Here is a 14,365-nt window from a genome sequence, read left to right on the forward strand (position 1 = left end):
CCATGCCGCCGCCGGGAGCCCCCGGAGCTTCAACGACGGCGCCCCGCCTTCAGCGAATCGAGCCGGGCTTGCGCCGCCTCGGCGCGCTCCGCGGCGGCTTCCCTCCGGGCGGCGAAGGCCTCCTCCTCCGCCCGCGCGCGGTCCGCATCCTCATGCAGGCGCTCGGTCTCGCCCCGCAAGCGATCGAGCTGATCGGTGGGCGTCGGGCACGGCACGGTCGCGTGGCCGCACCCCGCAAGCCCGAGACAGGTTGTGAACAGGAGAAAGATCGCCGCCACGGGTCGGCCCGGCCAAATCCGAGCCGTTGTGGAAACGGCCACGGAAGTGTGGGCCGCAGCGCCCGTGCGCCCGATCAGATCGCGGCCAAAGCGAGCTAAGTTATTGATATTTATCAAGTTTTATTGATCCGGACCGGGCGGACGCCCGGCTCCTCCCTCTTAACGTAGGAGCGTGCCCCGGGGAAGTCAAGCCCGGTGGATCTCCCTTTCCATATGGAAAAGCAGAAAGGGTACCAGGTCAGGATTCGATGCGGATTTTCAGCTCGCGGAGCTCCGCGGGGTCGATCGGGGCCGGCGCGCCGTCCATGAGCGAGGTGGCGCTCGCGGTTTTCGGGAACGCGATCGCGTCACGGATGGAATCTCCGCCGTGGAACAGGATGACGAGCCGGTCCAGCCCGAGCGCGATTCCACCGTGGGGCGGGGCGCCGTACTCGAACGCCTCGAGCAGGAAGCCGAACTTGAGGTGCGCCTCCTCGGATTTCATGCCGATCACCCGCATGACCGTCTCCTGGATGTCCTTGCGATGAATCCGCACGCTCCCGCTCGCGAGCTCGTTTCCGTTCGCGGCCAGATCGTAGAGCTGTGCGCGCACGCGCCCGGGATCGGATCCGAGATAGGCCAGGTCCTCCTCCAGCGGCATGGTGAAGATGTGGTGCGCGGGTCCCCACGAGGACCGGTTTTCGTCCCATTCGAACAGCGGGAACCGGTGCACCCACACGAACCGGAAATCCTGGCTGTCGAGCTTGTACGCGGCGTTTCCGATCTGCGTGCGGAGGAGCCCCAGGACGCGCTGCACGAGCGGACGCCGGCCCGACGCGATGAGAATGAGATCGCCGTCTTTGCCTCCGACCGCTTCGACGAGCTTCGAGGCGAGCGCCCCCCCGAAATGCTTCGCGACCCCCCCGTCGAGCGAGGCGCCTTTGACGCGCGCCCAGGCGAGCCCCGAGGCGCCCGCCTGCTTCGCGACCGCCTCGTAGCCGTCGATCTCGCGCCGGGACGCGCTCCCCCGTCCCGGCGGCACGAGCGCGAGGGTCGCGGTTTTCGGCGCGCCCTCCTTCGCGGAGCGGAAAACCTCGAAGGCGCTCGTTCCCGCGATCTCGGTGATGTCCTGGATCTCAAACGGAATGCGGAGATCCGGCTTGTCGCTCCCGAACCGCGACATGGCTTCCTCGTAGGTCATCCGGGGGAAGGGAGTCGGAAGCTCGCGGCCGAGATCGCGGGTGAAAATGGAGCGCAGCGTGCCCTCCACGACCTCGAACACGTCCTCCTCCGTCACGAAGCTCATCTCGAGATCGATCTGGGTAAACTCGGGCTGGCGATCGGCGCGAAGGTCTTCGTCGCGGAGGCAGCGCGCGATCTGGAAGTAGCGGTCGAAGCCGGCCACCATGAGGATCTGCTTGTAGAGCTGGGGCGATTGAGGGAGCGCGTAAAACTTGCCCGGGTGGAGCCGCGCCGGAACGACGTAGTCGCGCGCTCCCTCCGGCGTCGGTTTCACGAGGAGCGGCGTCTCGATTTCCAGAAAACCCTGGTCCGAGAGGTACTCCCGGACGCTCCGCACCATGTTGTGCCGGAAGACCATGTTGCCCTTGAGCGACTCCCGCCGCAGATCGAGGTAGCGGTACCGAAGCCTCAAGTCCTCCGACGCCGTCGCCGTTTCGTCGAGCGGAAAGGGCGGCGTGCGGCTCACGTTCAGGATCGCGACCTGGTCCGCCTCGACCTCCATCGCGCCGGTCGCAAGGTCCAGGTTCTCGCTCCCGGGGGGACGCCGCTCGGCCCTTCCCTCGACGAGGACGACGAACTCGCTCCCGATGGCCCGCGCCTTCTCGAGCATCGGCGGCTCGAGCTTCTCGGGACGGAACACCACCTGCGTGACGCCGTAGCGGTCCCTCAGGTCGAGGAAGAGGACGCCGCCGTGATCGCGCACGCGATCGGCCCACCCCATGAGCCGCACGCGCTGGCCGGCATGCTCGGGGCGCAGATCGCCGCAGCGATGCGTCCGCTTCCTCCCGCGCAGAGGCTCGATCATCGAGGGGACTCCACGAGGTCCTGCCGCCCGAGGAGCCAGCGTCGGAGATCCTCGACCGTGCGCTGTGTCCCCTCGTCCCTGCCCGCCGCCATGTTCCTCACCGCGTATCCGTCCGCCCCTTTCGGCACGAACACCGCCCAGCGCGCGCCGGTCTTCGAGGCCCATTTCATCTGCGAGTTGGCGCTCCGCCCCGTGACGTCCACCACCACGCGGAGCCCCTTCCGGGTTTCCGGCTCCTCGAGCTGCCCGCGGAGCGATCGCGCGAGCGCCTGGGCCTCGACCTGGGCTCCGGGCTCGAGCGCGATCACGCAGACATCCGGGCTCTGCGACGGAGGCGCAGCCCCTTCCCCGGCCGCGAGGAGGAGCCGCTCCATCCCGATCGAGAATCCGATCGCGGGCGTGTCGGGTCCGCCGAAATCCTTCACGAGCTGGTCATAGCGGCCGCCGCCACCGACCGCGTTTTGTGCGCCCAGGCCCGCCGCGTGGATCTCGAACACCGTCCGCGTGTAGTAGTCCAGCCCGCGTACGAGCCGCGGCTCGACCTCGTAGGGAATGCCGAGCCCCGTGAGCGCGCGCTTCACCGCTTCGAAGTGCTCCGCGCACTCCGCGCAAAGCGAATCGAGCACGCTCGGCGCGCCCGCGATGACGGGCGCGCAGGAGGGCACCTTGCAGTCCAGGATGCGCAGAGGATTCGTGTCGAGCCGCTCCTTGCAGTCGCCGCACAGACGATCGGCGTGCTTCTTGAAATACTGGCGGATCGCCTCGCGGTATCGCGGCCGGCAGACCGAATCGCCGAGCGAGTTCAGGAGCACCGTGGCCTTCTTGAGCCCCACGTCCCCCATGATCGCCCGGAAGAGATCGATCATCTCGGCGTCCGCTTCCGGCCGCGCCGAGCCCAGGAGCTCGGCGCCGATCTGCCAGAACTGGCGGTAGCGGCCCGCCTGGGGTCGCTCGTACCGGAACATCGGGCCCATGTAGTAGAGCCTCGCCGGAGATTCGGCGCGGAGCGCCGGGTTTTCGAGGTAGGCGCGCACGAGCGGGGCGGTGCCTTCCGGTCTCAGCGTGAGGGAGCGGCCCTTGCGGTCCTGGAAGGTGTAGAGCTCCTTCCGCACGATATCGGTGGATTCACCGACGCTCCGGACGAAGAGCTCGGTCGCCTCGAAGAGCGGTGTGCGGACCTCGCGGTAGCCGTAGAGCGCCATGGCCGCGCGCGTGCGCTCCTCGAGCCAGTGCCAGCGCTCGATCTCCCCTGGCAGGATATCGCGGGTGCCCCGCGGCACCTGAAACTTCATCGGTTCTCCCCTTCGGGCGCCGCGCCCGGCGCCGCCTCGCGCCGCTTGCGGATCGGATGGATCCGCACGTACTGCGTGAAGAGCACGGCGAGCGTCACCGCCGCGAAGTCGACCGCCCAATCTCGGATATCGCTGCTGCGGCCGGGCGTGAGCCTCTGATACAGCTCGTCCATCCCGCCCACGAGCCCGCCGAGGACGACCGTGCCCAGGGCCCAGAGCATTCCCCGCTGCCCGCCGACCGTGAAACGAAACGCCCGCCCGAGAAGAAGCCCGAAGAGAGAATACTCGGTCAGGTGCTCGAGCTTGTCCATGTACGGAAAGAACACCGGGATGTCGCGTCCGGGAATGGAGGACGCGCCGAAGATGAGCGCCATGTAGAGCAAGACGGGGAGCCAGTAGTAGAAAAAGAGCGACGCGCGCGTTCGCGTCGCCATGTCGCCCCCTTCGGCTCGGATCATGAGGAATCGCGGGAGACCCGCCCTTGCGGCGGACCCCCCGCGTGGAATCTACGGCCGGTCAAACCGGCTCACGCTCCAGATATTCGTGCCGCGCCGCTCGGTATCGTAGAAGCCGTTCGTGCCGTATCCGTCGATTCGATTGGACACGAAGAAAATCTTGATGCCGTCGCTGGAAAACCTCGGGTGGAATTCGTCGGCGATCCCTCGGGTGACGGGCCGCGCCGACGCGGGATCCGAAGCGTTGGCGTTGATGATCCAAAGGTCCCGATCCGTGCGACCGGGCGCCCGTTTGGCGAACACGATGTGTTGCCCGTCGGGCGACCAATCGGGCTCGGCCGCAGCGGAGTCCGGAAGCCATTGTGGGAAAGACGAGCTGCTGCTGTTGCCGGAAACGCTCAGCTTGTAGAGACCCAGGGATTTCCGCGCGTTGAGGGATTGATAGTTGGTGTACGACTCAACCACGATGGAATCTCCCGATCCTTTCCACCCTCCGTTCACATAAGCGGTCAAGACCTCCGTCTGGTTCGAATCGGCAAGCGGGAACGGCGGAAACGCGAAGTTGGAGACATCGCGCACCCAGGGCTTCGGCCTTCCGAAATTGAACGAGAGGCTGTCGGTGTGATAGAGGAGCATCGGGCCGCTCGGCGCGAATCTCGGTCCCCCCGGGAAGGCGTTCGTGTTCGAGTTCCAGCTCACGACCGGGAGCGCCGTCGTGGTGTCGCCCCCCGTAGGAGGGACCATCCAGATCGAGGGCCCGCCGTCGCTGCCGCGCCTGCGCGCCGAGAATACGACCCGCGATCCGTCCGACTGGGCCGTCGGCGAGGTCACCTGCCAGAAATCCTGCGTGATCTGCTCCGGCGCGCCCAGCGGCATGGCGAGCGCCCAGACATCCGACTCGCCGGTCGAAGAGTTGCGAACCTCCGCGTAATAGATCCTTCCCCCCGCCGGAGGCGCCACGTCGAACTTGACCGCGACCGAGCGCGTCCAGCGCTCGAACTCGTTGTCGACGTATACCTGGAACGTGCGCGTTTTGAAGAAATCCACGTTGTTCAGATCGTCGTGCGCCTGGATCGAGACGGTCACCGGATAGACGCCGATCGAATCAGGCGGCGTCCAGTGAACGGTCTGACTCGTGGAGTCGGCCAGGATGCCCGCGGCCGCGGTCCAGTGATACCGCACGGCGTAGCCGCGCGGATTCGTCACGATGGCGGTGAGCGCGTTCAAAATCCCCCGAACGGCCGGCTCGTGATCGGTGCTCAGGTTCGCGATCACGGGCGTGAAGGCGCCCTCGACGTTGAGGGTCTTGTCTTTGGAGCAGCCGGTGAGGATCAGAAGGACAAGGATCCCCACCCGGAGCCCACGATTGCGATTCATGGAAGGGAAATGCTCCTTTCTGGGGGACACGGCGGTAGCGCGAAACCCTATCAGGTACCGGTGGCTTCCGTCAACCCGGCGGCTGTGGGGAGTAGGGCTCGGCGCGAAGGAAATGAGCCTCCGCGTCGCGCAACATCGCGAGAAACTCCTCCGGAGTTTCGCTCCGCCGGAGCGAGTCCCGGACCGTTTCTTCCTTGAGGAGGCGGGAGACGTTGGCCAGCGCCTTCACGTGGGGACCCCGAAGGCTCTCGGGAGAGACGAGGAGAATGAACAGGGTCGCCGGCTCGCCGTCCATCGAATCGAAATCGACCCCGAGCCGGGACACGCCGCACGCGGCGACGAGCTGATCCAAGAGCCGCGTCTTTCCGTGCGGGATCGCGACGCCGTTTCCGATCCCGGTCGACATCATGGACTCTCGCTGGAGCACCTTGCTCAGGATCTCACCCTTCGTGTCCACGCGGTGCGCGGACTCAAGGAGCTGCACCAGCTCCTTGATGCACGATTCCTTGTCGCGGGCCTTGAGCGAGAGCGAGATCGCGTCTTCGTTCAGCAATTCGGACAGATGCATTCGGCTCTCCGGCTGGTCCGAGACTCGGCTCGGAGACGAAACGGGCGGGCGGCTCACATGCTCCAGGGAGCCGCCACGTTATCCGCCGTGCTCCGGAAGCGTCAAGCGGAAAACGCCTTGGCGAGCCTCTCGAACCGGAGCTCCTCACCGCGCCCCTTCACGCTGATGTGAACGGCGTCGCCCGGATGAAACTCGCCCTTCAGCAATCCCGCGGCGAGCGGGTTCTGAATGCGGCGCTCGATCAAGCGACGGAGCGGACGCGCGCCGAAAACCGGGTCGTATCCTTCGCGCGCCAGGAAATCGAGCACCTCGTCGTCCGCCTCGAGGGAAATCTCTTTCTCCTTGAGGCGCCGCTCCACCTTGCCCAGCTCGAGCTTGACGATCTGCCGGAGCGACTCTCTCGAGAGCGGCTCGAAGATCAGGATCTCGTCGATTCGGTTCAGGAGCTCCGGACGGAAATGTCCCCGGAGGGCCGCCATGAGGCGGTTCCGCATGGCCTCGCCCGACTCCCCGCCCGACTCGAGGATGAGATCGCTTCCGATATTGCTCGTCATCGCGATCAGCGTGTTCCTGAAATCGACGGTCCTTCCCTGCCCGTCCGTGAGCCGCCCGTCCTCCAGGATCTGAAGCAGGATCTGGGCGACATCGGGATGCGCCTTCTCGATTTCATCGAGGAGGACCACCGAATAGGGGCGCCGGCGCACCGCTTCCGTGAGCTGACCCCCTTCCTCGAAGCCGACGTACCCCGGCGGGGAGCCGATGAGGCGGGCGACGGAGTGCTTCTCCATGTATTCCGACATGTCGATCCGAACCATCGCGCGCTCGTCGTCGAAGAGAAATTCCGCCAGCGCGCGCACCAGCTCCGTTTTTCCCACACCGGTCGGGCCGAGGAAGAGAAACGAGCCGAGCGGGCGGTTGGGGTCCTGGAGCCCCGCCCGGGCGCGCCGGACCGCGTCCGACACGGCTCGAACCGCCTCGTCTTGGCCCACGACCCGCTGCGTGAGGCGCTCCTCCATGTGCAGCAGCTTCGCCAGCTCCCCCTCGAGGAGCCGTTGCACCGGAATGCCGCTCCACCGCGCGACCACCTCGGCGATGTCCTCCGCGTCCACCTCCTCTTTCAGGATCTTGAGGTCCTTCTGGAGGGTGGCGAGATCGGTGCTCAGCTTCTGAAGCTCCTTCTCGAGGCCGGCGATCGATCCGTAACGGATTTCCGCGACGCGTCCGAGATCCCCCGCGCGCTCCGCCCGCTGCTCCTCGATCTTCAGGCTCTCGATCCGCTCCTTCGTTTGCCGGATCTTCCCGATCAGGTCGCGCTCCTTCTCCCAGTGCGCGCGGAGCCGCCCCAGCTCCTTCTCGGACCGGGCGATCTCCTCCTCGATCTCGCGCCGGCGCTCCTTCGAGACCGGGTCGCGCTCCCGCTCGAGCGCTCGGAGCTCGATCTCGAGCTGGCGTTTCCTCCGCTCGAGGACGTCGATCTCGGCCGGCATGCTGTCGATCTCGATCCGGAGCCGCGAGGCCGCTTCGTCGATCAGATCGATCGCCTTGTCGGGAAGCTGGCGCTCGGTCAGATACCGGTGCGAGAGCGTCGCCGCGGCTATGAGCGCGGCGTCCTGGATTTTCACGCCGTGGTGGACTTCGTAGCGCTCCTTCAGGCCCCGGAGGATCGCGATCGTGTCCTCGACCGAGGGCTCGCCGACGAGGATCGGCTGGAAACGCCTCTCGAGCGCGGCGTCCTTCTCGATCCGCTTCCGATACTCGTCGATCGTGGTCGCGCCGATGCAGTGAAGCTCCCCGCGGGCGAGCGCGGGCTTCAGGAGGTTCGAGGCGTCCAGCGCGCCCTCCGCGGCCCCCGCGCCCACCAGCGTGTGCAGCTCGTCGATGAAGAGGATCACCTGGCCCTCGGCGCGCGTGACCTCCTTCAAGACCGCTTTGAGCCGCTCCTCGAACTGCCCGCGGTACTGCGCGCCGGCGAGGAGAGCCCCCAGATCGAGCGCGACCACGCGGCGGTCCTTGAGCCCCTCCGGCACGTCGCCGCTCACGATCCTCTGCGCGAGCCCCTCGACGATCGCGGTCTTTCCCACGCCGGGCTCGCCGATCAGCACGGGATTGTTCTTCGTGCGCCTCGAGAGCACCTGGATCACGCGCCGGATCTCCTCGTCGCGCCCGATCACCGGATCGAGCTTTCCCTTGCGCGCGAGATCGGTCAGATCGCGGGCGTACTTCGCGAGCGCCTGGTATTTCTCCTCGGGATTGGGATCGACGACCTGTTCTCCGCCGCGGACGCTCAGGAGCGCGTGGTAGATCGCCTCGCGCGTGGCTCCGGCTTCGCGGAGGATGCGCCCCGCCTCCTGGGACACGGCGGGATCGACCATCGCGAGGAGGAGATGCTCGGTGCTGACGTACTGGTCCTGGAGCCGCTCCGCTTCGGTCTCGGCGTTCTCGATGATTTGCCGGAGCGCCGCGGAGACGACGACCTGCCTTGCCCCCGACACCTTGGGGAGCTGCTTGAATCGTGCCTCGAGCGCCCGCTGAAGGCGGTCGAGCGGAATCTTGGCGGTCTCGAGGATCGGACGGACCGCGCCGTCTTTCTGTTCGAGCAGCTCGGCCAGGAGGTGCTCGGGCTCGATCTCGGGATGGCCCGCTCGGTCGGCGCGCTCTTGCGCCGCGGCGAGAGCTTCCTGGCTCTTGGTTGTTAGACGGTCGAAGCGCATGGCTCACCTTTCCGTTGGCTCCCCACCCGCGGCGTCGCGCGACCGCGCGGCGCCCTCCCGAGTATACAGCCACGGCAGCCTTGATCGGACCGCCCTCCCCGCATACAGTCGGAAACGCGATGCCCCAGGCTCCTTCCTACCAGCAGCCCGATCTTGTCACGGTCTGGGACAAGGTTTCGGAGCGCTACCGGAACATCGATCTCGCGGCGCCGGACCACCGGGCCAACATGGAACGGTTCCTCGAACGCGTCGGCCCGCCCGCGGGTCGCTCCTTCTGCGAAGTCGGCTCCGGCTCCGGTACGACGAGCGCGGCTCTCGCCCAGAGGGGCGCGCGGGTCACGCTGGTCGACATCTCGCCGAGATCGCTCGCGTTCGCGCGGGGGCATTTCCAAGGGCTGGGGCTTCGGGGGCACTACGCGATCCAAGACGGGCTTCACCTCGGATTTCGCGACGGCGCCTTCGACGTCGTCTGGAACGGGGGCGTGATCGAGCACTTCACCGACGAGGGGAAGGTGGCGCTGATCCGCGAGATGTATCGGATCACGCGGCCCGGCGGCCTTCTTCTCATCGTGGTTCCGAACGCGCGTGATCTGCCGTTTCGCCTCGGGAAATGGATCGCGGAACGGCGCGGGAAGTGGATCTTCGGCTACGAGGACGACCTCTCGGAGGCGCGCTTCAGGAGGCTGGCGGAGCGCGCCGGGCTCCCGCGGGTCGAATTCTCCGCGCACAACCCCATTGTCGGGTGGTGGTTTTTACCCTACGGGCGCTGGCTCACGGATCGGCTGGGGCTCAACACGACGCGGTGGCATGCCAAGCAGACGAGGTTTGGCCACGCGCTCTCCCTGGCGGCGAGGAAACCGTAGGCCGCCGCCCGCGCCCTCGGACGCAAGGCGTCCCTCAGCCCTTCTGCGCGAGGCGCTCGCGCGCCAGCCGGGCCTCGTCGCTCCTCGGATACCTCTGGATCACCATCCCGTAGTAGCGCTTCGCCTGATCCATATCCTTGAGTCGGGCGTAGGCGATCCCGGTCTTGAGCAGCGCCGCGGGGACCTTGTCCCCCCGGGGATATTTCTCGGCGATTTTCTTGAACGCCTCGATCGCGCCCTGGAAATCTCCGAGGGCGTACGCGCACTCCCCGATCCAGTACTGCGCGTTGTCGGAAACTTCCGTGTCGGGATAGCGGCGCAGGTATTCCGTGAAGGCCTCCTTCGCGAGGCCGTAGCGCCCCGAAGCGAGGTCCGAGTACGCGGCCTGGTACGCCTCCTCCGGGTCCATGCCCCCCGCCGTGGAATCGCGCGTGGAGCGCCCGCCGGTGGCGACGCGTACGCTGTCCGATGAGGAAATCCTCTGTTTCACGTTCTCGACCTTCTGCGCGAGCTGCGTGAAGCGCACTCCGGATTCCTCGAGCTTTCCCTGGAGCATGTCCATTCTCTGGTTCAGCTCGGAGAGGCGCGTGTCGGAGCTCGCCCGGGTCGCCTGAACCCCCTCGCGCGTGCTCTCCACCTTTTGTTCGAGCGCGGCGAGGCGGCGCTGCATCTGCGCCTGGGTCGTGAGAAGGCTGTCGAGCGAGCTGGAGGTCGAGCGATAGTAGCCCGAGGGCGCGCAGCCGGCCGCCGCGATCGCCGCAGCCACCGCGCCCGCGATTAGGTATCGAGGGCGCACCGTCATTTGGGAACGATATGAGCGCGGCGATTCTTGGCCCAGGCCGACTCCTCATGGCCGGGGTCGAAGGGGCGCTCCTTTCCGTACGAGATCGTCGTGAGCCGGTTGCCCGATACGCCGTAGCTCATGAGGTACTCCTTGGCGGCGCGGGCCCGTTTCTCCCCGAGCGCCAGGTTGTACTCGACCGAGCCGCGCTCGTCGCAATGCCCTTCGATCACGACGTTCGTCCTGGAGTTCTTCTCGAGGTACTTGCCGTCTCGCTCGAGCGCCGACTTGGCGTCCTGACGGAGCGAGTAGTCGTCGAAATCGAAAAAAGCATCCTCGATCGAGAGCCTTTCGCCCGTTTCGCCCGAAGGGGGAGGCGGTGGGGTCGTCTCGGAAGGAGGCGGAGGGGTCGTTTCGGTGGGCGGGGGCTCGATCTGCCCCTGCGAGCTGACTTTCTTCCTTGAGGCGCAGCCCGGTGCCAGGGCGAGCACGATCAGGAGCCCAAGCGACGTAGCGGAGGCGATCCGTGGCGTTAGGCGCATAAAGTGTCTCCCATCCGGTTCAGGTGGTTGGACGGCAACGACTTCCGGAACTTTTTCGAACCTAGCACAGCCCCCCGGGGAGCGTCAACCCGAACCGCCCCGGGCGGACGCCCCGGCCTCCCCGACACCCTAGCTCCGGGTCGCGATCCGGGCTTTCGGCCTCGGACCCCAGGAAGGATTGAAGCTTTCCCCCTCGTTCGTAAGCCGCAGGATGTCGCTCCCGTCGGCGTTCATCATGAATATCTGCCGTTTTCCCTCCCGGCTTGAGCTGAAAACGATCTTTCGGCCGTCGGGGGACCAGTGCGGGTTTTCGTTATGCCCGGCGTTCGAGGTGACCTGGATCGGATTCGCGCCGTTCGCGTCCATGACGATGACGTCGAAGATGCCGTCGTGGCGCGCGGCGTAGCAGATCTTGTCCCCCTTGGGGGACCATTGGGGCGAGTCGTTGTAGCTCCCCTCGATCGTGACGAGCCTTTGGTTCAATCCGTCCACGTCCATCACGAAGACTTGCGGCGAGCCGGTGCGGTTGGAGGTGAAGACGATCTCGCGTCCCGTGGGGCTGAAGGAGGGGGAGGTGTCGATCACGGCGTTTCGCGTGAGACGCTTCGCGGTCTGCGCATCGCGGCTGATGAGATAGATTTCCGCGTTGCCGTCCCGCGAGAGCGTGCAGGCGATCCACTTCCCGTCCGGGGAATAGCTCGGAGCGGTGTTGAGGCCGGGGCGCGTCGAGAACGGGTAGGACGCGCCCTTGGTCAAATCGAACAGGTAGAGATCCGGGTTGCCGCGGCGGAACGTGGTGAACGCGAGCTCGCTCCCCCACGGCGCCCACACGGGGGAGAGCGCCAGGCTGTTGTCGTGCGTCACCTGCCGGCGATTCTCGCCGTCATAGTCCATCACCCAGATTTCCTTCACGCGTCCATCCTGTTTCACGTACGCGATCTTCGTTTCGGCGATCCCACGCTCTCCGGTCAGCGCCTCGAGCACGTCGTCCGCGAATACGTGCATCGTCTGGCGGAGGGTCCCCTCCGTGAACGGGTAGGTCCGATCCAGGGCCACGTCGCCGGTGCCCACGTCGATCGCCTGCCCGTGGAACTGGAGGAACCCGCCTCCGCCTCCGACGTCCACACCGCCCTCGACCCGGACCGTTCCGGCCAGGGAGGGATCGGCGGCGGGCTTGCCCTCCATCGGTTCGACGTCGGCGACCGTGAAGACCCCAGAGAGCTCGAAGTCATTCCTCGCGACCGCGCGTCCCTGGTTGGGCGCCTGGCCCACGGGGCCGTAGCCGCGGAATCGGGCGAGGAGAAGAGGCGATTTCATCGTGCCCCTCGCCTGGACGCCGATTCTCACCTGGGTCTGGGCGCGCAGGAGTCGGGCCGAGAGCAGGGTTCCCGTGAGCAGAAACGCCGCGACACCCAGAACAAGAACGGCTCGCGGGCGGAGCGCGGCGGTTCGGGTCGGGGCCCCGCGCGGCCTACTGGGCGAATTCGAATCCAAAGTGGACTCCTAGGTATTGGTCCATGTACCCCGCCGGCAGGGGCGGGAGCGGTGTCGCGCTCAGGAGCGCGCGCAGAGCCGTTTGGTCGAAGAAGGCGTATCCGGACGAATTTTCGATTTGGGTGAGCGAGACCTGGCCGTCACGCCCGATCCGAAAATAGACGACGGTGCGGACCGGCCGCCCGGCGTCCATGCCTTGAGGCGGTACCCAGCGCGAGCCGATCTTGTTCCGGAGGGCGGCGAGGTAGTAGGCGAAGCGAAAGTCCCCCTCGGTCTGGACGCTGGTGGCGCGCGAGGAATCGGGGGAGTACCACCGCGGCACGAGATCCACCGCCGGCGAGGGCGTGACCTCGCGCGGCGAGGGTTTTGGCTCCTCCTTGGGTCCCTTCTTCGGGGGTATGCGCTCCTGCTTGATCACGACCTGCGCCCCGGGCTGGTAGCGCTTCATGAGGGCGGGCTTGGGGCGCGCCTTGGGCGCCTCCTCGGCGGACGCCTCGGGCGCCGGGAAGCTCCGGAGCGGGGTGATGCGGATCAAGCGCGACCGGGATTGGGGCCCGGTCGTGCCCGCGATCGCGTACTCCTTCCCGGGAGCGATCTTGATCCAGAGGAGGCTCAGGAGCGCGAGGTGAATCCCGCAGCCGAACGCGAGAAACCAAAAGCAGGCTCTCCCGCCCGGCGGCGCGGCGCCCCGCCTGAGGACCGACGGCCGATCACGGAACCGCATCGATAGGGCATCCTCGCGTTATGGCTCCTGCTCCAGCTCGAGTGCTTCGTGCAGCGACCGGACCGCCCGCTCGGCATCGGCCTGGCGGACCACACAGGTGATCGTGATCGACGAGGTGCTGATCACGTCGATGTTCACGCCGGCCGCGGCGAGCGCGGCGAAGACCCGCCCCGCGGTGCCCGGGGAGGTCGCGAGCCCTTCGCCCACGACCGACAGCATCGCCACGTCGGGGTCGTAGAGGAAGGAGCGAGCGCCGATCTTCTTCCGGACCTCTTCGAGCACGGGACGCACGGCGTTCACATCATGGGAGCCCACGGTGAAGGTCACGTCGTTTCGTCCGTCCGATCCGCTGGCCTGCACGATCATCCGGACGTTGACGCCCTGGCCGCCGACCGCCTGGAAGATTTCGGACGCGATGCCGGGCCGGTCGGGAACGCCGACCAAAACGATCTTCGCCACATCGGCATCGTGCGCGATGCCACGGATCACAACGTGTTCCATCGAATCCCCCCTCACGACTCGGGATCCTTCGTTCCAGTTGAAGCTCGACCGGACGTGAAGCGGCACGTCGAACCGGCGCGCGATCTCGACCGAGCGGTTGTGCAGCACCTTGGCGCCAAGGGAGGCCAGCTCCAGCATCTCGTCATAGGAGAGCCGGGCGATCTTGCGCGCCCCGGGAACGACCCGCGGGTCTGCCGTATATACCCCGTCCACGTCGGTATAGATCTCGCATTCCGAGGCTTGGAGGGCCGCGGCGAGCGCGACCGCGGTCGTATCCGACCCACCTCGCCCGAGGGTGGTGACCTCGCGGTCCTTGCTCACACCCTGGAACCCCGCCACGATCACCACCCTGCCGCGTTTCAGCTCCTCGCGAATCCGGTCCGCCCGGACCTCGAGAATTTTCGCGCGCGTGTGGGACGTGTCGGTCACGATGCCGCTCTGGGAGCCGGTGAACGAGACCGCCTCCTGGCCGCGGTCGTTCACAGCCATGGACACGAGCGCCATCGAGATCCGCTCCCCCGCGGTCAGGAGCATGTCCATCTCGCGGGGATGGGAGCGGGCCGAGACCTTGCGCGAGAGATCGATCAGATCGTCGGTGGCATCCCCCATCGCGGATACGACCACGACCAATTCCGCGCCTCCGCGGCGCGTCCGCACGATGCGCTCCGCAACGTGGTGGATCCGCTCCGGCGACCCGACGGAGGTCCCACCGTACTTTTGAACCAGCAGCGGCATGAATTTCGGAGATTCGCC

13 protein-coding genes are annotated in these 14,365 nt (G+C 66.9%); 1 reads left to right on the top strand and 12 read right to left on the bottom strand.

The window, feature by feature from the left end:
• Positions 1–29 precede the first annotated feature (29 nt).
• The 7 genes from E6K76_08290 to clpB all read right to left on the bottom strand — a co-directional run bounded on the left by E6K76_08290 (position 30) and on the right by clpB (position 8,707).
• Positions 30–278: a hypothetical protein gene (locus tag E6K76_08290; protein TMQ58251.1), complete on the bottom strand. Its 249-nt coding sequence runs from the start codon at positions 276–278 to the stop codon at positions 30–32.
• Positions 279–516: 238 nt separating this feature from the next.
• Complete coding sequence (gene aspS / locus E6K76_08295; GenBank protein ID TMQ58252.1) at positions 517–2,304, bottom strand: aspartate--tRNA ligase; 1,788 nt, start codon at positions 2,302–2,304, stop codon at positions 517–519.
• Positions 2,301–3,596 carry a histidine--tRNA ligase gene (locus E6K76_08300; GenBank protein TMQ58253.1) on the bottom strand — a complete coding sequence of 432 codons (1,296 nt, stop codon included), beginning with the start codon at positions 3,594–3,596 and terminating at the stop codon, positions 2,301–2,303. Before E6K76_08300 ends, aspS begins: the two co-directional genes overlap by 4 nt.
• Entirely contained in the window at positions 3,593–4,054 is a 462-nt protein-coding gene (locus tag E6K76_08305) for a hypothetical protein (protein ID TMQ58254.1), read from the bottom strand. The genes E6K76_08300 and E6K76_08305 overlap by 4 nt, the downstream gene beginning before the upstream one ends.
• Before the next feature lie 48 nt (positions 4,055–4,102).
• Entirely contained in the window at positions 4,103–5,428 is a 1,326-nt protein-coding gene (locus tag E6K76_08310; protein ID TMQ58255.1) for a hypothetical protein, read from the bottom strand.
• 70 nt (positions 5,429–5,498) lie between these two features.
• A complete protein-coding gene (locus E6K76_08315; protein ID TMQ58256.1) occupies positions 5,499–5,996 on the bottom strand; it encodes a PTS sugar transporter subunit IIA in 498 nt (165 codons plus the stop codon).
• A 101-nt stretch (positions 5,997–6,097) separates the two neighbouring features.
• Positions 6,098–8,707, bottom strand: coding sequence for an ATP-dependent chaperone ClpB (clpB, locus tag E6K76_08320; protein ID TMQ58257.1), 2,610 nt, complete (start codon positions 8,705–8,707; stop codon positions 6,098–6,100).
• Between the two features lie 119 nt (positions 8,708–8,826).
• On the opposite strand from clpB, the gene E6K76_08325 reads away from it, so the two are divergent.
• Positions 8,827–9,570: a methyltransferase domain-containing protein gene (locus E6K76_08325; GenBank protein ID TMQ58258.1), complete on the top strand. Its 744-nt coding sequence runs from the start codon at positions 8,827–8,829 to the stop codon at positions 9,568–9,570.
• Between the two features lie 34 nt (positions 9,571–9,604).
• Here the strand turns inward: E6K76_08325 and ybgF are convergent, their stop codons facing one another.
• The 5 genes from ybgF to E6K76_08350 all read right to left on the bottom strand — a co-directional run bounded on the left by ybgF (position 9,605) and on the right by E6K76_08350 (position 14,347).
• Positions 9,605–10,372 carry a tol-pal system protein YbgF gene (ybgF, locus tag E6K76_08330; GenBank protein ID TMQ58259.1) on the bottom strand — a complete coding sequence of 256 codons (768 nt, stop codon included), beginning with the start codon at positions 10,370–10,372 and terminating at the stop codon, positions 9,605–9,607.
• A complete protein-coding gene (pal, locus tag E6K76_08335; protein ID TMQ58260.1) occupies positions 10,369–10,893 on the bottom strand; it encodes a peptidoglycan-associated lipoprotein Pal in 525 nt (174 codons plus the stop codon). Before pal ends, ybgF begins: the two co-directional genes overlap by 4 nt.
• 129 nt (positions 10,894–11,022) lie before the next feature.
• Positions 11,023–12,387, bottom strand: a complete 1,365-nt coding sequence (tolB, locus tag E6K76_08340; protein ID TMQ58261.1) for a Tol-Pal system beta propeller repeat protein TolB — start codon at positions 12,385–12,387, stop codon at positions 11,023–11,025.
• A complete protein-coding gene (locus E6K76_08345; GenBank protein TMQ58262.1) occupies positions 12,365–13,111 on the bottom strand; it encodes a TonB family protein in 747 nt (248 codons plus the stop codon). Before E6K76_08345 ends, tolB begins: the two co-directional genes overlap by 23 nt.
• Before the next feature lie 18 nt (positions 13,112–13,129).
• Positions 13,130–14,347, bottom strand: coding sequence for an aspartate kinase (locus E6K76_08350; GenBank protein TMQ58263.1), 1,218 nt, complete (start codon positions 14,345–14,347; stop codon positions 13,130–13,132).
• Positions 14,348–14,365: the final 18 nt, after the last annotated feature.

Source organism: Candidatus Eisenbacteria bacterium (genome assembly GCA_005893275.1).
GTDB lineage: Bacteria > Eisenbacteria > RBG-16-71-46 > SZUA-252 > SZUA-252 > WS-7.